A 21955-nucleotide genomic window follows, 5' to 3' on the forward strand; every position below is an offset into this window, starting at 1 on the left:
TCGACTATGGGCGCACTGTGGCAAACCGAATCAAGCAAGGCTGCGAAACTACAAGGCAGTCCGGACCCAGCGCCTTTACCCCAAAATAAACCCCGGCCCCGTTATGTACGGCGGCTGTTCTGGTTGATCGTACTGATGGCGCTGGTGGCCTTGGGGTTTGCCGCCACCCAAGAGATGCGCACTTCACGCCTGCAGGCCCAGGAACTCAGCCGCCTGGCCCGTACCCTCACCTACCAGGTACAACCCGGCCCCAGCGATGCCATCACCTATCCCGGTGCCGGCCCATTCGACCGGCGCCTGGGTTACAGCGACCTGGGCACGTTCCTGCCGCGCTTGCTCAAGCGTGGTTATGTGATCGAGGCCCAGGCACGCTTTTCGCCGCAATTGATGGACTACAGCGCCAAGGGCCTGTTCGTGCCCTACGCGGAAAAGATCCAGGCCGGGCTGTCCATCACGGATTGCCGAGCCGAGCCGCTTTACCAGTACAAGTACCCGCAACAGTTGTATGAGCGCTTCGACGCCATTCCGCCTCTGGTCATCAGCAGCCTGCTGTTTATTGAAAACCGCGACCTGCTCGACCCCACTCAACCCCAGGCCAACCCTGCCGTTGACTGGCCGCGCTTTGCCAACGCCGCGTGGTCGCAAGTGGCAAAGGCCCTGCATCTGCCGGGACAGAGTGCCGGCGGCAGCACCTTGGCCACGCAGCTGGAAAAATACCGCCATTCTCCGGATGGCCTGACCGTGTCGGGCACCGAGAAACTGCGACAGATGTTTTCTGCCGCCGTGCGGGCCTATCGCAATGGGCCACAAACCTTACCGGCGCGGCAGAATATCCTGCGTGACTACCTCAACAGCGTGCCGCTGTCGGCAGTGCCCGGCCATGGCGAAGTGCACGGTTTGGCCGAGGGGCTGCGAGTGTGGTACGGCGCCGACTTCAACCAGGTCAACCAGGCGCTGGTCGGCCCGGTAAATAGCGAGCAAGGTCTGGCCCTGCGTCAGGTGTTGTCGTTGATCATTGCCCAGCGCCGCCCTTCTCACTACCTGGCCAAAGGTCGTGAAGAGCTGGCCCAACTCACCGACAGCCATCTGCGACTGCTGGCCCACAACGGTGTGATTGCCCCTGCGCTGTTGCAGGCAGCACTGACATCCAAGCTCAGTTATCGCGACTGGGTGCAACAACCCACAATGCAACCCATCGAGACGACCAAAGGCATCAGCATGGCCCGCGCTCGCCTCGCCGCCCTGCTCGACCGCCCGCTGTATGATCTGGACCGCCTCGATCTCTCGGCCACCAGCACTCTGCAAGCGCCGTTGCAGGCTCAGGTCACCGATTACCTCAAACGCCTCGCCGAGCCGGACTACGCACGCCAGGTCGGCGTGCTCGGCGAACGCCTGCTGACGCCCGCCAGCACATCCCAGGTGCGTTACAGCTTCACCCTGTTCGAGCTGACACCGGATGGCTCACGGGTACGTGTACAAACCGACAACACCGACCAGCCCTTCGATATCAACGAAGGCAGCAAACTCGAGCTAGGCTCCACGGCCAAGCTGCGAGTGCTGACCACCTACCTGCAAATCATCACCGAGCTGCACGACAAGTACGCCGCCCAAACGAGCGCCGCACTGAAGAAAGTCGACATCGCCGAACAGGACCGCATCAGCCGCTGGGCCGTCGACTACCTGATCCAGACTCCGGATAAATACTTGGCCAACATGCTCGACGCTGCCCTCAACCGCACTTATTCGGCCAGCCCCAACGAAGGTTTTTTCACCGGTGGCGGCCTGCACCACTTCCACAATTTCCGTAACGAAGACAACGGCCGCAACCCGACCTTGCGCGATGCATTGCGTGAGTCGATCAACCTGCCGTTCATTCGCCTGATGCGTGACCTGGTGCGCTTCAGCACCTATTCGGGCGCCAACAACAGCGCCGAGTTGCTCAAGGACGACAGTAACCCGCGCCGCCAGGAATACCTGGCCGACTTCGCCGACCGCGAAGGCACGACGTTCCTGCGCAAGTTCTGGAAGAAGTACCAGAAGAAAGACACCCAGGCGCGCCTCGACACCTTCCTCGACGGCCTGCGCCCCACACCGATCCGCCTGGCCGCCGTGCACCGTTACTTGTTGCCCAACGCCAGCCAGGACAGCTTCGAGCTGTTCGTGCGCGCGCACCTGAACGGCATCAAAACCAATGAGAAACTCACCGATGAGCGCCTGCAAAATCTCTACAACGCTTACGGCCCCGGCAACTACGACCTGCCCGACCAGGGCTATATCGCCAAGGTGCACCCTCTGGACCTGTGGCTGATGGGCTACCTGCTCAATCATCCCGAGGCAACCTTCAGTGAGGTGGTCAAAGCCAGCCAGTTCGAGCGCCAGGAAGTCTACAGCTGGCTGTTCAAGAGCCGTCATCAGAGCGCCCGCGACAGTCGTATCCGGACCATGCTCGAGGTCGAAGCCTTCCTCGATATTCATCAGCGCTGGCAGGCGGTGGGCTATCCGTTCGACCATCTGGTGCCCTCCCTGGCCACGGCCATCGGCAGCTCCGGCGATCGCCCGGCGGCGCTCGCGGAATTGATGGGGATCATCCTCAACGACGGCGTGCGTGCGCGAGTGGTGCGCATTGACAGCCTGCACTTTGCCGCTGATACACCGTATGAAACCCAAGTGATCAACGACCCCGCCGAAGGCAAACGGGTGATGCCGCTCGAAGTGGCGCGAGCACTGCGCGGGGCCTTGTCCCAGGTGGTGGATGCCGGTACGGCCAAACGTGTGGCCGGCAGTTTCAAGCTGGACGACGGCGCACCGCTGGCCATGGGCGGCAAGACTGGCACCGGCGACAACCGTATCGAAGCCATCGGCACCGGTGGGCGGGTGCTCAGTTCCAAGGCGATCAACCGCACCGCCACCTTTGTGTTCTATATCGGTGACCGGCACTTCGGCACGCTCACCGCCTTTGTGCCGGGCAGCTCGGCACAAAACTTCAAATTCACCTCGGCGCTTCCCGTACAAGTGCTCAAAGGCATGGCGCCGCTTTTGCTGCCGTACTTGAAGCCGGGCAGCCAGACGTTGTGCCAGCCCGTGGCTAGTCCACACCTCGGTTGAATGCAGAGATGAAAAGCCCATGCAGTGGTTATGTATGGCCGCCCCGTTACCCGGGATAAGTAGTGTAGGTCGAGTCGATTGTTCGATTCACGTGGGTGCCCTCACCCTATTGCTACAGGAAACCCAGGTTATGTCTTCACTTCCACTGCCCCCAACCGAAGACCTGTTACGCCGGTTGCCGGTCTGTCTCACCGCCATCGAGCATCTGCTCGATGCCCAGCCGGACTTCGCCACGCTGATGGCCGCCCATTTGCGCCAGGCGCTGGCCAACCTCGTACCCGGCACCCCGCTGGATCCCGATGCGGTGTTTCTCAACGAGTATGAGTACGACGCTCAGGTCACGGACGCCCAGGACAGCCCCGCACGGCAGCCCCGTGTCACCCGAACGCGTAGCCTGACCCAGGTTCTGCAAGAGGCTATTGCCACCGGCAAAAAACCGACCGAACACACCAAAGAGCCACAAACCGGCGTAGTCACGCAGGCAGTGGGCTTCTACGCAAGCGCCCACGACGCTGGCCGCGACGGCGACATAACGGCCCTTGAGGTCACGGCCTTCAATCAACTGATCAGCAACCTGCGCCATGACAGCCTGGCTTTGTACTCGCGCAGGCTCGACGTGTTCTGGACGTCTGCCCAGACACTCACCGGCGCCCTGAGCGTGTTTGAGGCCATCAGTCAGAAACAACGCGTAGTGTTTGTGCTTGAGTCAGACCTGAAAACCCACGACGCACTGCAAGAGGTCACACAGGCCGAGCAGGCGTTGCAGAAAAAACCCACGGACACTCAAGCCCTGGCGGACGTTACCGCAGCCAAGGCCCACCTGAAGATGCACACCGAGGGCCGGCAGTTGATCGACAACCTGGTGCACCATGAAACCTCGGGCACCGCCACACGGCCGCAGGTGGTGGCGATCACCCTGTACTCAACGGGCCTGCCCGAATGGTCGGCGGCACTGAACGGCTGCTTCGTGCTCACCGAGCGATTACACGGGAGCCGGCCGACTGTCCTTTACACCCCGCAATTTGGGGTGGAAGTATTCGAGCATTTCTCCGTCATGGAGAACACTCTGCGCAGACGCTTGGTGGCGGGTGCCGAAAAAAGCCGGCTGCTCACCAACGTCGCACTCACCCAACGGCACCTTGTCGATGAAGGGTTACGCAGTGGGCAGAACTTGCGCTACACGCCGATCACCGGCCCTGTCTTCAATGCGTGCCTGCAAGCCCAGCGTGACCAGCAAGAGGCCGATATCGACCAAGCCTTCAGCGCCCTCCCTACCACGTTTGAAACCCTGGCGACCGCGCTGAGTGCCACCCTGGCACTGCCGCTCAAAGGCAGCCCGAGCTTGAGCGCCCGCGTGCCTGCACCGGTAGACCCAATGACCCTGCCCGCCCTCGCCCACACCCCGCCGGACCCTGAACAGCAGGCGCAGTTGATACAGCTTTGGCACTCACTCAACCAGCAGATCGAATACGTACTGGCCCTAGACAAACACCCTTCGCTGGAGGGCGTGTTGTCAGCCCTGCTCAAGGAGACCTTCCCACAACAGGCCCACGAGACCGCTTTTCATGTCAACCGCTACCGCACCGACAGCGACGGCCAGCGCCATTTTGAATCTTCGCAAAGCATGTTGGAGGCGCTTTGCGCTTTACTGCGCTGGGAAGATGAACCCCAGGAACAAGCGCACCACACCGAAGGCGTCTTCAGCAGCGCCACGGCTTTCAGCGCTGCCGACCAGATCCCCTATACCGGAACACTGACGGCCCTGGCGCAGACCCTGCTGGCCAAATTGACCGCACACATCACCACTTACTGGCATACGCCCATAGCGCCTGAGTTGGCCTGCCCACAAGCCAGGCTGATAGAGGTACACCGTCAAGCCCTGGATGTACAGGCGCGCCTGGGTATGGCCGACAATACGTTGAGCCCGCAGGCCAAACGGCTGATTGATCACGCGCTGCACTACCCGACCCTGGCCCGACGTGAAGCCCGCTTCAGCCACGGAAACCGACCAGGCGTGTATCAATTAACACTGAACACCGGTGACGCAGAGGGTGTACGCCTGGCCGGCAGCTTCGTCCTGACCTCCAGCGACGACTCCCGCCCGGTACTTCCCCACTGGCCCTACGGGCACAAAAACCTCAGCACCCACAGGGCGTTAGCGGGCACGGTTGTGCTGTATACCCCGAGCCAGGGCTTTGAAGAATTTGCCAACCTGCAAACACTGCACGACACCCTGAAGGTGCGCATCGATACCGCTGATGACACGGGCAGATTATTGATCGCCAGCTTGCCGCTGTTGGTACTGCGGGGCAAAACCGGGTTATGGGGCAGCGACCTGCGCAACACCTTTGCACCGATAGAAAGTGATTTTGTCGCCGACAGCATTCAAGCGTTACTGGACAAGCAGCAGTCTGACATCGAAGCCATCCTGGGCCTGGCCGAAGGGGAACCGGATCCCCAGAGCAATGGCCGTGTAGAACTGGTCGAGCTGTTGGACATGGCAGAGGCCTTTGTGGCACGCAACCAAAGGCTGCTGGAGCATTGGCGGCCGGACTGGGAAAAGCGCCTGAGCCCAGCGGACCAGAAGGCGCTGCAAGACCAACTGCGCACCGCCGACGAGAAACAGCACGACCTGAGCACACAATGGAGCGCGCTGATTCCCACGCTGGCCGAGTATGCCAGGCAACAGGTGCGGCTGAAGATACGCGCGTTCCTGCCAGACTATCCCGCACAGGTCATTGACCCGGACCAGACGATGGTCATCCGTACCACGCGAACCCGTATCAGTGCCGGTGCCGGTTTTGGCTCAGTGCATGAACAAGTGGTGCCCAGTCGCGTAAGCCTGACCAACCTGCTGCTGCAAAACAACAAGCCATGGAGCAGGAGCTTATCCTGGACAGAAGACGACACGTTGGAAGCCAACCTGACTACCGCGCAGGGCAACTGGCTGCGTGACGCCCAAGGTAAAGTCATCACCTTGGACAAGGAACGCCTCGAACTGTGGGTCAAAGAACTGAATATCGGCCACGAGTACACCGAGAACATCCTCAAAAAACACCTCGCACCCCAGACCAGGACAGCCGTGAAAAACGCCTGGATGGCGAGCCAGGCGGCGACCCTGGACTATGCGGCCTTGTTGGCCCGCTTGAGTCCGGATGCCTACAGCACAGTATTGGCCAGTGACCCCGCTCAAAAGAAGGGCGCCGCCTGGATCGCGGCAGTGCTCGCCGCTACAGACCCCAAGGCCCGTCAACCAGTCGACGGGCAGGCAATCATCGCCAATGCCCTGATGTTCAATCCCGCCAGTGACGCTCCCGAGGGGCGCGGTGGGCAGACTGTGAACGGGGTTTTGATACTCTCCACCGCCGTCGATGCAATGCGGGTGCTCTATACCCCACATGCGCCCGACAGCGTGGAGCTCAGGGAAATCGCCAGCGAAGCTGAACTGATCAAGCTGATGCGCACTTCGGCCTGGCAGGCTTACCTGCAGGCACGTTTACCGGCGAACACCCGCTTGCTCAATCATCGCCTGGTCGCCCATCCCGGCGATGTGCTGGAGGGGTTGTACCAGCAGAACTACCTGTACTTGCTGGACAAGACCGATACTGAAAGCGTGACCAACGAGGAGTTGGCCTACCAATCCACGTTTAACAAAGTGATGTTCGGCGTTGAAGTGGTCACGACTGTACTGGGTGGGTTCCCCTGGGCCGGGCATCTGACCTCTTCCGCCTTCAGGTGGGTGGGCCGGATGGGCAGAACCACCGTTCAGGCGCTACGCAAAGTGGGGCAAAACGTTGCAGGGTTGATTGTACGTCGCGGGGCGAAGGACCAGGTCCTGTTCGAATTAGCCACGGCCACCACCACGGTCACCGGAGCCACACGCACTGCCGGTATTGGTATCAAGCCGTTGCAGATGCTGCTCAGGCCCGCGAGAAACACGCGCAAGCCCGACCTGACGGCCTATGAGACAGCCTTCCAACAAGCGTCCCCCACCCTGGTGGTCAAGGGTGGCATTCCGGCCGGCTCGTCTCTTTCCGAAGGCACAGGCATCTATCGCACGGCCAGCAACCCCACCCAATGGTTGGTCCGCGCCGCCGATGGGCAAGGTAAAGAGCAGGTGTTTCGGATACAGAATTCGTTCAACCTCTACGACCCCCATGGGCTGGTGGCCCCGGTACTCACCCCTCGCGGTGGGGTCACGCCGTTCAAGCTGCGTAAACTCGCCAACCAACACTGGGCATTGGACACGCTGAACCGTGTGCCCGGCGGAGGGCCAAAAGCCGACAGTGCAGTCGCCGTTGCGCTCAGGGATTGGAACGCTCACGTGGTTGCCAATGCCCAGTCAGCCAACCCACTGACAACGCTGAACCCCGCAGATTTTTTTAGAAGCAGGGCTATCCCAGTCAAGACGTGGAACAAATTTGTAAAGCAGAGCGGCGAGATAAACGCGGCGGGACTAGCCAGACTCAGCCCAGCGCCCACGCAAGGGTACGCAAAGTTTACCGACGAGCTTTTCAACACCTGGGTAGGGCTCGGTGATGAAACCGAGGCAGCCGCAGACGCCTTTTTCAGAGCACATCGTATCAGTCCAACGGTGTGGGCAAGGTACGTTACGAGGGGCGGTAAGTTGACCGAGCCAGGCATGACCCGCTCAATAAGACTCGCCAATCTCCCATCGGGTGTAAGAAGCAAGATCACCGACCAACATCTCCAGGACTGGGACAGGTTGTACCTGCGACCGGAAATCCCGAGAACCACGCCCATCACAAAAGCAGAGGTAATGAACTATGCATTTGAGCACCGCATTCACATCGACTCCTGGATGAAATACGTATCACCCAAAGGAGGCGTTTTCCTCAGGCACAACCCCGCTCATACAGCACGCCTTGAGCGCCTGGGAATTCCCTCTACACCACCGCAAACAACCCCTATTGACCTGTCGGCGACAGGCCCGTCCACCCAGGCTCCGGTCTGAACGCGCGTGCTTGACCAACACCTTGAATAGCTACCGCCGACACAACCCGGCCCCACCCCACGCTGATGGTTCCTCCATCAGCATGAGGGCATTGCCACCCGAACTGCTTGCGCTGGAAACGGTGAACACGAACCTGATCAACGCAGTCGCCAGACTTGAAGAAGGTGACGGGCTGGTGAATCAGATGCTGCTGGACAGCGGCTGGGATACCGTCACAACCAGTGGCTGCGAGATCTGACCCGCGAAGCGTTGAACCGCGCGGTGCGCCGTAAGAAATGGACTTGATCAAGGCGCCGGAAAATCAAACACCAGCTGCACCGTGCCGTAATACTCGCCGCCCTTGTAACCGTCCGCCGGTTCGATGGCGGCAATTTCCAGCTCCGCGCGGCGGCCGGCACGTGCCTCATCGGCGCTGAGCACCTGGGCCGAATCCAGCGTCAGCGGCACCCGGTTGAACAACACCTGCAGTTCGATACGGTTGCGGCCACTCAACAGGTAAGGCGTATCCCCCAGGCGCGCGGTCACCCCGCCATTGATGTTTTTCACGTCGAAGTTCTTGCGCAGGCGGCCCAACCGAGCAGTCGCCAGGTCCCAGGCCAGCACTTGGTCATGCGCCATCCAATCCGGTTCTGAAGGCAACACATAAGCTTCGTGGATCGGGATGGTCACCGACACATCAAAGCTATGGCGCTCCTGGATCGCCAGCGCTCGCTCGCCCATCAGCACGGGCGCCATCAGTACCGCCAGTACCGTCAGTTGCTTGAACATAGTCATCACCCGTTACTGCTGACCGACATCGGCTTTTTGTGGCGGCCTTCGATCATCTGGAAGTTGAACTGGCGCTCCGGCTTTTTCTCGAGCACCAACTGGCGACCGGGCAGGATGTGGTGTTTGGTGGTGGCTTCACAGTCGGTTTTGTTTGCCACCGCACAATCGCGGAACTCATCAAGCACCACCACGCTGTTGCCAGCGTTGCGCAAGGTGTACTGGTTGGCGGTTTCGCTGATCTGCGTGTCGAAGCGGGTGTCTTGCGGGCGCACAAAGAACACCGTGCCGTAACCCGCCATGACGTTGACCCCAGCTGCCAGGGCGTCCTTGTATTCGGCGCGCTCGGCATCGGTGACAGCAAAGTCATCTTCCTTTTCCGGCACCACCGGAATGAAGCGCACGCGGAAATAGCGCTCCTTGTCTCGCTGGCCCATGTACAGCAACCGTGTGCCCTGGCGCCCGCCGGCCGGTACGATCAGGCGCGCCGGGCTGGCCATCAGGCCGTCGCGGTTGGTGGTGCTGCCTTTGGCGTCGGTCATCGACGCGACGGGCACTTCCCGGGACGTGCCGTCGGCGTTGTAGACGATCTCCAGCACATTGACCTTGATAAAGGCGGTACTGGTGCCGCCGTTGTAGACCCGCTTGAGGTAAGAGCTGCGGTCGCCGTCCAGATAGTCGTAGACCACCCCGACATTGATCGCCGGCCCCGCATAAGCGCCCAACGACATCAGGAACAGCCCCACTGCTAACACTGCATGTTTCATGTTTGATTACGCCTTATAGATTGAACCCAGCCAACGGCTGATATGCGGCCAATGCCCACTCAGACTTCTGAATCCCAGATCACCGTGACCACGCCCGAATAGGTGCTGCCCGGATGCTCGAGCATGTCTTTGACGTCGCTGTTTTCGACTTCAAAGTGCAGTTTTCCTGCGCGGTTGTTCACATAAAACGCCGGCTGGAACAGCTCGGTGCCCACGCCATCCAGGCGCAGGGGCAGCTTGTTGACGGCTTGCCCGGCCTGGTCCTGCATGCCAAATGGCAGGCTGACAGCCATCTGCAACGGCACCTGATCCCCCGCGCCGTTGCGCAGGCCACAGGTGTTGCCCACCGCAAGGCTGCATTCGAGCTGCATCTTGAAGCGCCCACTGGCGGAAATGACGAAGGTCTGGTCACGGAACAGACGCGTCGGTTGGCGCCCGCGATTGAGCCAGGCTTGCCAGCCACCTTCGGGTAGCAATTCGATGCGGTTGCCGCCTGGCGGCAGGTCAACCTTGAGGCTGTGCTCCACCGACAGGGTGAAGTTGAAGGTGAGTGTGTTGTCATCCGGGATCATCGCATCACCGAAATCAAGGTCACCGCCCGGCCCCATGCTGTAGGTGATGCTCCCCTCATACACCCCGGCGTCCATCCCCAACGGGTTGGGGGTCTTGAGTTCATAACCATACTCAAGCGTGGTGTAGCTCATGCGCTCAATGGCATAACCGTTGGTCACACTGCAAGCCCCGGCGTTTTCAGGCACGATCCAGAAAAACAGCGCGAAGCTGGTCGATGCCGCAATGTAATTGATCGGCATACACGGCGGGGGCGCCCCGTACCAGTAGCGGTTCCATGACGAGTCCGCTGTAAACCAAGCCGATACAGGAGCATTCCAGCGGCCACCGATACCCGCCATTCGCATCTGTACCGTTTCCACTCTGCCGGTGCCCCGGTGGGTCACTTGCAGATCGCGAAACGCTGAAGGCACTTTGAAATAGGCACTCTGGCGCGGGTCGTCGGGATAGGCTGGTATGGGTCCGGTTGAGTAGGCCCGGAACGCGGTGTTGCGGATACTAAAGGTATTGACCGCCTCACATCGGGCCGGAACGTGCCAGGGGCACAACCCACTTTGCGGCGTGGTGTTAGTAAATTTATTGCTCATGGGGTTAGAGGGGTCAGGGCGAAAGACTGCGGTAATATCCTCCACGATGGCCAGCGCTGGCTGGCTGAACGACCCCAACACCACCGCCAGCGTACACGGCCCGATGGTGCGTTTTAACGCTGCGATAACTCTCATAAAATCTCCGGCTCCATTATTCAAACCCCGTCAACTGGCGGTTTCGCCTTTAACGGTGGCTTCCGCCAAGGTGTCCGGCGTGCAACGCAAGTCACCAATCATCAACACGTCGTTTTCGTTCGGTGCATTGCTTGGGTCCAGGCGGAACTGACAGAGCAACTGGTTCTGGTAGCGCACCAGCAGGGTCGGCGCGCTGGAACTCATTTCCATCGAGAAAAACCCGTCCACTTCGCTGACCCCACGGCTGGCGTGGTTGATCACGTGATGGCCCTTGAGCGGCGCGCCGCGTTCATCCAACAACCGGCCGAGCACGGTGACGGTTTTCATCACGGTGATTTTCCGGTAGTCCACGCCGCCTTTGTTCAGGTGATAGCTGGTGCGGGTCGGCTGGATATTGGCGGCTGGCGGGTGATTGCCTTCAAAATCGAAACTCACACTGCTGCTCTTGTAGGCCGACACCGGCACGTAGTTGCGCCCCGGGCGCAAGATGGCGCCGCCACCGCCCAAGTCGTCGGCGCGCAGGGCGATTTCGTCGAGGTCGGTCTCCACGTCGATGATCATCCCGGCACCGTTGCCCTGGTACTGGCTGCTCAGGAGCATTTTCCCGGCACCGGCGACGAAGGTGCTGTTGAGGTTCAGTCCACCGCTCAAATCACCATTGAAGGAACTGCGCTGGATAAAGCCGTCACCGCTGACCACGTCCGTACTGAAGCTGGTCATGCCCGATAGGCCGACGCCGTAGGTATCGGTGATCGCAGTCGCCGAGACGCTTTGCAGCACGTGGTCGGTGAGGTCCTGGCGCAGGGTCACCGAAGCGTTATTGTCGCGCCCACCGTTACGAGCGGTACGGGTGCCGATGCTGCCGGAAATCTGCCGGCCATCGCGGCCCAGGTTCATGCTGACGCTCACGTCCACGCCGCGATTGCGCGCATCGTTGGTGCCAGCGCTACCAGGCCGGTCGAACACCGAGAAGCGCCAGTTGGCGTCGCTGCCGAACAGATTGTCTTGGCGACTCCAGCCCAGGTCCAGGCCGGCGCCCTCCACATTGCCCTCGCTGTGGGAGAGACGCATGTTGAGGGTGTTTTTCGCGTCCAGTCGATGGTTGACCGACAGCGCGGTGTTGCTGGCCTCGCCGACAAAGGTATTACGCCGCAGACGTGTACCGTCGGGCAGGGTTTCGTAGGTGTCGCGGGTGTCGAGCCAGCTGCGGTTGTGGCTGAACACCAGGTTGGTCGCGCCGAAGGTGTAGAGCCCTTGCAGGTCCATGCCGGTGCCATGTTCCTGGGTCTGGTACAGGTTGGCATAGACGCTGGTGTTATTGGCCACCGTCCAGTCCATCGACCCGCCGTACTGGAGTTGCTCGCGCACCTGGCGGGCCGACAGGCCAAGGATCACGCGCGGGTGTACCAGATAGTTGAGCGACGCACCGGCCGTCATCGCGCCCGAGGCTTGCTCATCCCAGTTGCTGAACAACTTGGTCTCGCGCCCGGCGAACAGGTTGTAGCGCCAGCGGTCTTCGGCGTTGCGCCAGTTACTGGGCTTGTACACCAGCTCCTGGGTGGTGCTGGTGGTCAGGCCGTCTTCCACCAGGCGCACTTCCACTTCATAGATGCCGCCGGGCAGTGGCCGGGTGTCCAGGGTTTGCAGGCCGGCTGCCACCGCCTGGGTGTTGATCAGCAAGCCGTTGCGGTAGATCTCCACCGCCGCCTGGCGGTTGGCGGTAACGTAGATCGGGTACACGCTGGGCTTGGAATGGTTGATGGCCAGGCTGTCGGAACTGCCATACATCAGGCCCAGCGCCGTATCGGGGCTGGCGCCGAAGCTGCGCAATTGACGGGTCAGGCCATCGGAATTGGGGGTGAAATGGCCGAGGCGCAAAAACTGCCCCTGCAGTTCACGCTGGGTGTACAGCTCATGAATGGCATGGCGCATTGGCTCATCGGCGCCACTCTGGCGTGCCAGTTGCAAATTGAACACCTGGCTCCAGTTACCCACGCTGGAACTGGCTTGCAAGCCATAGCGACCGCCCAGGCTGTCTTCCTGGCTGCCGTTGAGGTTGAGCTGGTTGTTAATGATCAGCCCCAGGCTGCCGCCTTCGGGCTGGTCATAGAAACGCGGAGTGTCGTCACTGCGTTCGACGTCCTGGGTGAGGATCGCGAGCTGGGAGTTTTCCAGGTTGTAGAACGCCGAGATCATCTTTTCCGGGCAGGCCTGGGTGCAGGCGCCCAAGGCCACGCCTTTTTCCAACAGGGCTTGCCAGGTATCACGGGTAGCGGCCGGGACTTTGCTGTCGCCGGTGTCGGTGAATTCGAGCAAGGTCACGCGATCATCCCGTGACAGCACGATCAGAGCCTCGCCCAGCAGTTGCTGATCAAGGTCCACCCGCACCGCCAACGGCACGTCGAAAAAGTGATCACTGAAACCTGCGGGCAGGCCTTGGGCCTGGGTAATCAAGCTGCCAGGGGTTGCAGCGCCGGAGGCAGCAGGTGCAGCCAGCGCACTCGTACACATCAACAGCGCAAGCGCAGCCGCGATAGGCGTCATCGGAAACATGAACGGATACCCTGAATGCCAAGAGATAAAAAAATCAGGTCGGCGGACAGAGGAGGGAATCAGCCGACCTGCAAGCGAATGCCCGTGATTAACAGGCACTCATTGGCATCACAGGGCTGGCAGTACCGCGTCGAACACCACCGGAATGGTGGTGGTGTAGGCACCGCGCTGAGTCGCCGTAGGCTTGGCGGCAGCGATGCGCATTTCCGCCCCCACACCTGGGGTGGAGTCGGCTTCGTTGACCACTTCCTGTGGCGTGCCGGTCAGGGTCACCCCGTTGAGGGTGGTGGTAACCGGGATGTTCTGCGCGGCATCACCGTTGAACAGCACCGCCGGGCCACCTTCGATGTAGGCGGCAACCGAACCGTTGGTGTTTTTGATGTCGTAGATGGCGCTCAGGGGAGCCAATTCACCGCTGACCAGGTTGTAGGTCATGGTCTCGTCACGGCCCCAGTTCGGATCACGCGGCTGGGCGTGGAACACGGTGGTCGGGATGTTTGCCTTGAGGTTGACGGTGTGGCTGGCTTCACCGGCAGCGATAGCGGTTACCGAGGAAGACAGCGCCAGAACAGCCAGGGGAACAGCAACAGCAAACTTCTTGAACATGGTCAATACCTATAGTTGACAAGAGTAATGGGTTCGTCGAAAAGAGAGCCTTAAACAACGAATGACAGTGCCGGTTAGTTGAACCGTGCAATGCCTGACAATAGTCAACTCAAACTAAAAACAGGTATGCAGGCGCATTCCAATATGCGCGTAGCCCTTGTAAACAGGGACCGTGTGAAAAAGATGGCATTTTGCCAAAACTTTAAAAATAGCCGTAAGAATTGGACTACTTGAGCACAAGAGCAGCAATAAGAAGCCACTGTAAGAACGGTATTACAAAAGTAAGTATATACAAAGACCAGAACACCAGTCTGCGGGATTGAGTATAAGCTCTAATTAAAGTTATAACTCTAACTTTCCGTTATCGTTCATGGCCCATCGAAATTGAGCGGGTTGACGTTGCTCACGACCGTTGGTCGTCTCGGGCTATCGCCACATAAAGATATATCTTAAGTTATATCTAAATATGACAGAGGATAGACACATGCGACATGAGCCTCGCAGCGAGTTTGAAAAACGCGGCGGCCGCGGCCCGCGGGTATTCGCCCCTGGCGACCTGAAGCTGCTGCTGCCGGCCTTGATCGCCGAGCAGCCTTGCCACGGCTACGACCTGATCCGCCAGATCGAAAGCCTGTTCGACGGCGCCTACTGCCCCAGCCCCGGCGTGATCTACCCCACCCTGACCTTTCTCGAAGAGAGCGAGTTGATCAGTGGCAACGCCGAGAATGGAAAAAAACGCTACACAATCACCGACGCCGGTCGTCTCTTCTTAAGCGAGCAAGCCGTTGCCCTGGAAGGCGTGCGCATGCGCATTGATGTCAGCAAGCGCTCGCTGCGTGGCCACGACCGCCCACCGCAAATCCACGAGGCGGTGCATAACCTGCGCCACGCCTTGCATTCGCACCACGGGCGCTGGAGCCCGGAAGAAATCGTTCGTGTCGCGGCGCTGCTCAACGGCACCGCTCAAGCCATTGCCGACGGGAAAAACCAATGAATACTCAAGCGATCCATCGCGTTACCCACGAAATCAAACGCCGCCGCCTCGAAGTACTGCGGGTGGTCGACATCACCCCACGCATGCGCCGCGTCACCTTCGGCGGGCCGGAACTAGCCGGTTTTATCAGCCTGGGCAGTGACGACCACATCAAGCTGCTGTTCCCACAGAACGCCGCCGAACAGGCCGCGCTGGAAAGCCCGACGTTCAACATCAAGGGCGACGGCCCGCAACCGGCCATGCGCGACTACACGCCACGGCGCTTCGACCTGAGCATCGGCGAGCTGGATATCGACTTCGTGCTGCACGGCGATGGCCCTGCCTCCACCTGGGCCGATCAGGTACAAGTCGGCCAGCACCTGTATATCGGTGGGCCGCGTGGCTCGATGATCGTGCCGGATATCTTCGACAGCTACTTGCTGATCGGTGATGAAACCGCGATCCCGGCCATCGCCCGTCGCCTGGAAGAATTGCCGGCCGGGCGCAAGGTGTTGGCGGTGATTGAAATCGCCAACAACGCGGAGCAGCAGCCACTCAACAGCGCCGCCGATGTGCAGGTGATTTGGGTAGTGCGCGGCCAGGACGACCTGCTTGAGACAGTGCGCAACCTGAGCCTGCCGGGCGGCTCACTGTTCAGCTTTGTCGCGACGGAAACCAAGCTGTCGCGCCAGGTGCGCCGTGTGTTGCTGGACACGCACAAGATCAATGAGGAGTTCCTCAAGGCCGTGGGTTACTGGCGTGCAGAAGGCAGCGAAGAAGAGTAAAGCCCTCAAGCCCACTGAAGATCCAATGTGGGAGCTGGCAAGCCAGCGCCCACATTTTTACGCTGCCCGTTTAAGAACTTTGTCCAACCCCACCACCGCCAACGCAATCCCGACAAACCCCGCCAAAATCCCCCCGGCATTCACGAACACCTGTGGATAACCGAGGCTGTCCACATCGATGAACGGGTACTGATACTGCCCCAGCAGATGCCCGCGCAGCAGCACATACGCGAAGTACACCAACGGGTAGATCACCCACCCGCCAATGTGCTTGAAACGCAACGTGCCTTTGGGCACACACCGCCACCAATAAATCACAAACAGCACCGGCAGCACGTCGTGCAGCAATTCGTCGGCGATAAATTGAAAGCCGGTGGGGCTCCACAAGTGCCGTAGTAAAAGGTTGTAGGCCAGGCTCACCACGACGATGCTCGTAGCAATAGCGCTGCTGACGGTAGGCGCCAGGAAGAAGCGCTTCGCCGCCGACTCGCGATTGATCAGCGCATAGCTCAACACCACGACCACCAGGGTGTTGGTCAGCACCGTGAAGAAACTGAAAAAGTTGATCAGCCCGCCCAACAGGCTCGCGCCGGCCTCCCAGCGTGAATAGAAAATCAGGTATTGCTGAATCGCCAGCCCTGTCCAGCCAGCCAACGCCGCCGTGGCCACGTACCGCTTCATGGCCTCAATCCAGCGGGCGTTTGGTACGCATCAGCTTGACGTACAAGCCTTCGACTTTCTCCCGCGCCCACGGTGTTTTGCGCAGGAAGGTCAGGCTCGACTTGATGCTGGGGTCGCTCTTGAAACAGCGCACATCAATGCGTTCGGCCAGACCGCTCCATTCGTAGTGCTCCACCAAAGTGGTGAGCACGTGCTGCAGGGTCACGCCGTGAAGTGGGTCGTTGTTTGTCGCGGTCATGCCAGGCCTTTTGCAAAAAGAGGAAACACAGCCGCGCACCTTAGCCGACGGGACGTAGAGGTGGAAGCACTGCATTGAATATAGCCCTTGGGAAAAAGTTCCCCTTTTCAGGCAAAAAAGAGATGTTATATTGTAACGATACTTATCAAGCCCGATACCGTTTTAAGCCTTCTCTTTTCTGTGCCTTTTACCAAGGAATGTTTGATGCCCCTCTCTTCTCTGTGGCGCTTGACCCCACTCGCCGCCGCCCTGCTGATCGGCTCCGAAGCCCACGCCCTGGAACTGCAACCCCAAGTCATTACCGGCAACCCGCTGGGCAGCGCACAACTCGCCTCGCCCACCACGGTGCTCGAAGGCGACGACCTGACCCTGCAGCAAAAGGGCAGCCTCGGCGAAACCCTGAACAAGCAGCCAGGCGTGTCGTCGTCGTACTTCGGCCCAGGTGCCAGCCGCCCGATCATTCGTGGCCAGGATGGCGACCGTATTCGCGTTCTGCGCAACGGCGTGGGCGCGCTGGATGCCTCGTCGCTGTCCTATGATCACGCCGTGCCGCTGGACCCGATCAACGTCGACCGCATCGAAATCGTGCGTGGCCCGGCTGCACTGTTGTACGGCGGCAGCGCCATCGGCGGCGTGGTCAACACCTTCGACAACCGCATTCCCACCGAGGCCATTGAAGGCATCCATGGCGCCGGGGAACTGCGTTACGGCGGTGCCGACACCACCCGCAGCAGCGCAGGCAAACTGGAAGCCGGCAACGGCACCTTCGCCTTGCACCTGGACGCAAACGCGCGGCAATTCAACGACCTTAAAATCCCAGGCCAGGCCCGCAGCCGCCATGCCCCCGAGACCGAAGACGGCCCCGGCAAAAATGGCCGACTGGGCAACAGCGACGGGCGCCAGGATGGCGGCGCGGTCGGCGGTTCCTACACCTGGGACGACGGTTATGCCGGGCTGTCCTACAGCAACTACGACAGCAACTACGGCTCACCCGCCGAGCAAGACGTGCGCATCCGCATGAAGCAGGATCACTACGCCTTTGCGTCCGAGATCCGCAACCTGCAAGGCCCGTTCACCTCGGTGAAACTCGACGCGGGCTACACCGATTACGAACACCGTGAAATCGAAGGCGGCGAAACCGGCACGATCTTCAAGAACAAGGGTTACGAAGCTCGCGTTGAAGCGCGCCACCAGCCAATCGGCCCGTTTGATGGCGTGGTCGGCGCCCAAGTGACGCGCAATGAGTTCTCGGCCCTGGGCGAAGAAGCCTTTGTGCCGCAGACCGATACCAACGCCGGCGCGCTGTTTATTCTCGAAGAGATGCAGGCTACCGAGCGCCTCAAGCTCAGCCTGGGCGGGCGCGTCGAACACACCCATGTCGACCCGAACGCCAAGGGCAATGCGCGCTTTGCCGGTGCCGATAAATCCAATGACTTTACCGCCGGCAGCCTGTCGTCCGGCGCGGTGTACAGCCTCACACCTGTGTGGTCGCTCGCCGCGACACTGGGCTACACCGAGCGCGCACCCACCTTCTACGAGCTGTATGCCAACGGCGCCCACGTCGCCACCGGCACTTACGAGTTGGGTGATGCCAACCTGAAAAAAGAGAAAGCCGTGTCCAGCGACCTGGCACTGCGCTTTGACAATGGCACGCACAAGGGCAGCTTTGGCGTGTTCTACAGTCGCTTCTCCAACTACATCGGTTTGCTGGGCACAGGGCGCACGCTGAACGATGAAGGTGAAGAGGACGCGGGCGGTAACCCTGAGTACAAATACTCCGGCGTGCGTGCGCGTTTCGCAGGCTTTGAAGCCCAGGATCACTGGAAACTCGGCGAAAGCGCCTACGGCAAGTTCGCCCTGGAGCTGTCGGGCGATTACACCCGCGCCACCAACCTGGACACTGGCGAAGCCTTGCCACGTATTGCGCCTTTGCGCCTGAACAGCGGCTTGCTGTGGGAGCTGGACCGCTGGCAAGCGCGGATCGACGTGGAACACGCCGCAGGCCAAGGGCGTGTGCCGGACAACGAAAGCGGCACCGACGGTTACACCACCTTGGGCGCCAGCGCCGGTTACCACTTCACTATGGGTGGCAGCCAGTGGCTGGCGTTCGTCAATGGCGAAAACCTCACTAACCAGACCGTACGTTATGCCAGCTCGATCCTGCGCGATATAGCACCGGCGCCTGGGCGCAGCGTGCAATTCGGCGTGCGCACTACCTTCTAGAAAGCAGCAGCGCAACTCCTCTGTGTGAGCCGGCTTCTGTGGGAGCTGGCGTGCCTGCGATGGCATCAACGCTGTGTACCTGATGTACCGAGGTGTCTGCATCGCAGGCAAGCCAGCTCCCACAGACCCTAGGCTCTACAGGCATTCTTGCAGCGACGTTCTGTCACTGTTACCAGATCTGAAATGATGCATCTCTCTAATTACGCTTTCTCAAAACGAGAAGGCGCTTTATCCTTGCCGCAACAAACTGAAACGTTTCACGCCTGCGGTCGATCCCATCTTGCCAAATGTTCCCTGCCTTGAAGACAGCGCTGTCTTAAACCGACCCGCGCGTGGGATTCCATCGCCCGCCTGTGGATAACTGACTTATCCCCAGAAAAACCCAAATTAACGCTGAACCTAGCCCGCGCCGAATCGTCATCTACAGTGAAGCACGGGGTTACATAATTCCAACGTCACGGAGAAACACACTATGAGCACTGATGGTGCTTCAAGCCCAAGCCGCCTGCTGCCCAGGCTGCTAGGCGTCTTGCTGCTGATCATGGGGCTGGCCTTGCTGGCCGGCGGCGTCAAGCTGAGCATGCTCGGCGGGTCGCTGTACTACCTGCTGGCCGGTATCGGCATCGCCCTCACCGGCGTGTTGCTGCTGGCTAACCGCCGCGCAGCGCTGGGCCTGTACGCGCTGGTGCTGTTCGCCAGTACCGTGTGGGCACTGTGGGAGGTCGGCCTGGACTGGTGGCAATTGGTGCCGCGCCTGGCCCTGCTGTTCGCCTTGGGCATCGTCTTGCTGCTGCCGTGGTTTCGCCGTCCGTTGCTGCGTGGTCAACCCGCGCCACTGGGCACTGGCGCGCTGAGCGTAGCCGTGGTGCTGGCCGGTGCTGCCGCCCTGGCCAGCCAGTTCACCAACCCCGGTGAGATGGTCAAGACCGGCCAACTGGACCGCGACGCCGCGCCTGGCATGGCCAGCGCTGCACCAGCCCAGGCCGATGGCGACTGGAACTCCTATGGCCGCTCGGCCTTCGGTGATCGTTACTCGCCACTGGCGCAGATCACCCCGGAAAACGCCCACAAGCTGGTGCCGGCGTGGACCTTCCGTACCGGTGACATCCCTGGCCCAGGCGATCCCGGTGAAACCACCGCAGAAAACACCCCGCTGAAAGTCAACGGCATGCTCTATGTGTGCACGCCGCACAGCCAGGTGATTGCCCTGGACCCGGACACCGGCAAGGAAATCTGGCGTTTCGACCCGAAGATCAGCAGCCAGGGTGCCGCGAACTTCAAGGGTTGGGCGCACATGACCTGCCGTGGCGTGTCGTATCACGATGACGCCGTCTACGCCTCCGAACAAAGCCCTACCGGCACCGCCAGCACTGCACCCGTCAGCGCCGTCTGCCCGAAACGCATCTTCGTACCGACTGCCGACACCCGTCTGATCGCGCTGGACGCCGACACCGGCAAGATGTGCGAAGACTTCGGTGACAAAGGCCAGGTCGACCTGCGTGCCAACATCGGCAGCTTCGCCCCCGGCGGTTACTACTCCACTTCGCCACCGGCCGTGACCAAGAACCTGGTCGTGATCGGCGGTCACGTGACCGACAACGTCTCCACCGACGAGCCTAGCGGCGTGATCCGTGCGTTCGACGTGCACACCGGCAAACTGGTGTGGAACTGGGACAGCGGCAACCCGGACGACACCACCCCGTTGGCCGAGGGCAAGACTTACACCCGCAACTCGCCGAACATGTGGTCCATGTTCAGTGTCGACGAAAAACTCGGCATGCTTTACCTGCCGATGGGCAACCAGATGCCTGACCAATACGGCGGCGACCGTACCGAAGATTCGGAAAAATACAGCGCCGGCCTGACCGCTCTGGACATCGACAGCGGCCACGTGAAGTGGACCTTCCAGTTCACTCACCATGACCTGTGGGACATGGACGTGGGCGGCCAGCCTTCGCTGATCGATATCAAGACCGCTGACGGCGTCAAGCCAGCCGTCATGGCGTCGACCAAGCAGGGCAGCATCTACGTGCTGGACCGCAGCAACGGCAAGCCGGTGGTGCCGATCAACGAAATCCCGGTACCGCAAGGCGCAGTGGCCGGTGATCACACCTCGCCGACCCAGCCGAAGTCCGACCTCAACTTCATGCCGCCGCCGTTGAAAGAACGCGACATGTGGGGCGTGACCCCGTTTGACCAGATGCTGTGCCGTATCGATTTCAAATCCATGCGCTACGACGGCCCATTCACCCCGCCATCGCTGCAAGGCTCGATCGTTTACCCGGGCAACTTCGGCGTGTTCGACTGGGGCGGCATCTCGGTTGATCCGGTGCGTCAGATTGCTTTCGTGAACCCGAGCTACATGGCGTTCAAATCGAAACTGATCCCGGCGGCCGACATTGCCAAGCAAGGCCCACGCGTCAGCGAAACCGAAGGCGTGCAGCCAAACAAAGGCGCGCCGTACGGCGTGATCCTCGAAGCACTGCTGTCGCCTTTGGGCCTGCCGTGCCAGGCGCCAGCGTGGGGTTATGTGGCGGCGGTCGACCTGACCAACCACCAGAAAATCTGGATGCACAAGAACGGCACCGTGCGCGACAGCTCGCCGGTTCCGATCCCGCTGACCATGGGCGTGCCTAGCCTGGGCGGTACGTTCACCACCGCCAGTGGCGTCGCGTTCCTCAGCGGCACCCTCGACCAGTACCTGCGTGCCTATGACGTTAAAAACGGCAAGCAACTGTGGGAAGGCCGCCTGCCTGCAGGTGCGCAGACCACACCGATGACCTACACCGGCAAGGACGGCAAGCAGTACGTGCTGGTCATGGCCGGCGGTCACGGCTCGCTGGGCACCAAGCAGGGTGACTATGTGATGGCGTTCAAACTGCCGGATTAAGCTGAACCGGCGGTAAAACAAAGGCGGCTACCTTCACGGGTAGCCGCCTTTTTTGTGCCCTGTGGGGATCCAATGTGGGAGCTGGCTTGCCTGCGAATGCGG

General features: G+C 60.6%; 14 protein-coding genes. 7 read left to right on the top strand and 7 right to left on the bottom strand.

Annotation, left to right across the window (positions count from 1 at the left end):
- Positions 1-6 precede the first annotated feature (6 nt).
- The 3 genes from QF043_RS23090 to QF043_RS23100 all read left to right on the top strand — a co-directional run bounded on the left by QF043_RS23090 (position 7) and on the right by QF043_RS23100 (position 8318).
- Positions 7-3105: a transglycosylase domain-containing protein gene (locus tag QF043_RS23090; protein ID WP_307420304.1), complete on the top strand. Its 3099-nt coding sequence runs from the start codon at positions 7-9 to the stop codon at positions 3103-3105.
- A 130-nt stretch (positions 3106-3235) separates the two neighbouring features.
- Complete coding sequence (locus tag QF043_RS23095; RefSeq protein ID WP_307420305.1) at positions 3236-8080, top strand: hypothetical protein; 4845 nt, start codon at positions 3236-3238, stop codon at positions 8078-8080.
- A 10-nt stretch (positions 8081-8090) separates the two neighbouring features.
- Positions 8091-8318, top strand: a complete 228-nt coding sequence (locus tag QF043_RS23100) for a hypothetical protein (protein ID WP_307420306.1) — start codon at positions 8091-8093, stop codon at positions 8316-8318.
- A gap of 47 nt (positions 8319-8365) precedes the next feature.
- Here the strand turns inward: QF043_RS23100 and QF043_RS23105 are convergent, their stop codons facing one another.
- The 5 genes from QF043_RS23105 to QF043_RS23125 form a co-directional block, all read right to left on the bottom strand.
- Positions 8366-8848, bottom strand: a complete 483-nt coding sequence (locus QF043_RS23105) for a CS1 type fimbrial major subunit (RefSeq protein ID WP_307420307.1) — start codon at positions 8846-8848, stop codon at positions 8366-8368.
- A gap of 5 nt (positions 8849-8853) precedes the next feature.
- Entirely contained in the window at positions 8854-9612 is a 759-nt protein-coding gene (locus QF043_RS23110; RefSeq protein WP_307420308.1) for a molecular chaperone, read from the bottom strand.
- Positions 9613-9671: 59 nt separating this feature from the next.
- Positions 9672-10904 (bottom strand): hypothetical protein, encoded by a 1233-nt coding sequence (locus QF043_RS30865; protein WP_373460724.1) that lies wholly within the window; start codon positions 10902-10904, stop codon positions 9672-9674.
- Positions 10905-10934: 30 nt separating this feature from the next.
- Entirely contained in the window at positions 10935-13457 is a 2523-nt protein-coding gene (locus QF043_RS23120) for a CS1-pili formation C-terminal domain-containing protein (RefSeq protein ID WP_307420312.1), read from the bottom strand.
- Between the two features lie 108 nt (positions 13458-13565).
- Positions 13566-14063: a CS1 type fimbrial major subunit gene (locus tag QF043_RS23125; protein ID WP_032877593.1), complete on the bottom strand. Its 498-nt coding sequence runs from the start codon at positions 14061-14063 to the stop codon at positions 13566-13568.
- A 484-nt stretch (positions 14064-14547) separates the two neighbouring features.
- Between QF043_RS23125 and QF043_RS23130 the strand changes: the two genes are divergently transcribed.
- Both QF043_RS23130 and QF043_RS23135 read left to right on the top strand, forming a co-directional pair.
- On the top strand, positions 14548-15057 hold the full coding sequence (locus tag QF043_RS23130; protein WP_307420313.1) for a PadR family transcriptional regulator: 510 nt from the start codon (positions 14548-14550) through the stop codon (positions 15055-15057).
- A complete protein-coding gene (locus QF043_RS23135) occupies positions 15054-15821 on the top strand; it encodes a siderophore-interacting protein (protein WP_307420314.1) in 768 nt (255 codons plus the stop codon). Before QF043_RS23130 ends, QF043_RS23135 begins: the two co-directional genes overlap by 4 nt.
- A gap of 57 nt (positions 15822-15878) precedes the next feature.
- On the opposite strand, the gene QF043_RS23140 is transcribed toward QF043_RS23135, so the two are convergent.
- Together QF043_RS23140 and QF043_RS23145 are read right to left on the bottom strand one after the other, a co-directional pair.
- Positions 15879-16502 (bottom strand): Pr6Pr family membrane protein, encoded by a 624-nt coding sequence (locus QF043_RS23140; RefSeq protein ID WP_307420316.1) that lies wholly within the window; start codon positions 16500-16502, stop codon positions 15879-15881.
- 4 nt (positions 16503-16506) lie between these two features.
- On the bottom strand, positions 16507-16740 hold the full coding sequence (locus QF043_RS23145) for a VF530 family protein (RefSeq protein WP_305458036.1): 234 nt from the start codon (positions 16738-16740) through the stop codon (positions 16507-16509).
- Between the two features lie 204 nt (positions 16741-16944).
- On the opposite strand from QF043_RS23145, the gene QF043_RS23150 reads away from it, so the two are divergent.
- Together QF043_RS23150 and QF043_RS23155 are read left to right on the top strand one after the other, a co-directional pair.
- Complete coding sequence (locus tag QF043_RS23150) at positions 16945-18963, top strand: TonB-dependent receptor (RefSeq protein WP_307420317.1); 2019 nt, start codon at positions 16945-16947, stop codon at positions 18961-18963.
- A 472-nt stretch (positions 18964-19435) separates the two neighbouring features.
- Complete coding sequence (locus tag QF043_RS23155) at positions 19436-21853, top strand: glucose/quinate/shikimate family membrane-bound PQQ-dependent dehydrogenase (RefSeq protein WP_307420318.1); 2418 nt, start codon at positions 19436-19438, stop codon at positions 21851-21853.
- The last annotated feature ends 102 nt before the right edge of the window (positions 21854-21955 follow it).

Origin of the sequence: Pseudomonas sp. W3I7, from assembly GCF_030816095.1 — a bacterium.
Lineage (GTDB): Bacteria > Pseudomonadota > Gammaproteobacteria > Pseudomonadales > Pseudomonadaceae > Aquipseudomonas > Aquipseudomonas salomonii.

Coding starts and splice junctions, on each gene's coding strand:
- QF043_RS23145 (WP_305458036.1), bottom strand. CDS start 16,740: ATGACCGCGACAAACAACGACCCACTTCACGGCGTGACCCTGCAGCAC.
- QF043_RS23150 (WP_307420317.1), top strand. CDS start 16,945: ATGCCCCTCTCTTCTCTGTGGCGCTTGACCCCACTCGCCGCCGCCCTG.
- QF043_RS23110 (WP_307420308.1), bottom strand. CDS start 9,612: ATGAAACATGCAGTGTTAGCAGTGGGGCTGTTCCTGATGTCGTTGGGC.
- QF043_RS23140 (WP_307420316.1), bottom strand. CDS start 16,502: ATGAAGCGGTACGTGGCCACGGCGGCGTTGGCTGGCTGGACAGGGCTG.
- QF043_RS23135 (WP_307420314.1), top strand. CDS start 15,054: ATGAATACTCAAGCGATCCATCGCGTTACCCACGAAATCAAACGCCGC.
- QF043_RS23095 (WP_307420305.1), top strand. CDS start 3,236: ATGTCTTCACTTCCACTGCCCCCAACCGAAGACCTGTTACGCCGGTTG.
- QF043_RS23105 (WP_307420307.1), bottom strand. CDS start 8,848: ATGTTCAAGCAACTGACGGTACTGGCGGTACTGATGGCGCCCGTGCTG.
- QF043_RS30865 (WP_373460724.1), bottom strand. CDS start 10,904: ATGAGAGTTATCGCAGCGTTAAAACGCACCATCGGGCCGTGTACGCTG.
- QF043_RS23155 (WP_307420318.1), top strand. CDS start 19,436: ATGAGCACTGATGGTGCTTCAAGCCCAAGCCGCCTGCTGCCCAGGCTG.
- QF043_RS23125 (WP_032877593.1), bottom strand. CDS start 14,063: ATGTTCAAGAAGTTTGCTGTTGCTGTTCCCCTGGCTGTTCTGGCGCTG.
- QF043_RS23130 (WP_307420313.1), top strand. CDS start 14,548: ATGCGACATGAGCCTCGCAGCGAGTTTGAAAAACGCGGCGGCCGCGGC.
- QF043_RS23120 (WP_307420312.1), bottom strand. CDS start 13,457: ATGTTTCCGATGACGCCTATCGCGGCTGCGCTTGCGCTGTTGATGTGT.
- QF043_RS23090 (WP_307420304.1), top strand. CDS start 7: ATGGGCGCACTGTGGCAAACCGAATCAAGCAAGGCTGCGAAACTACAA.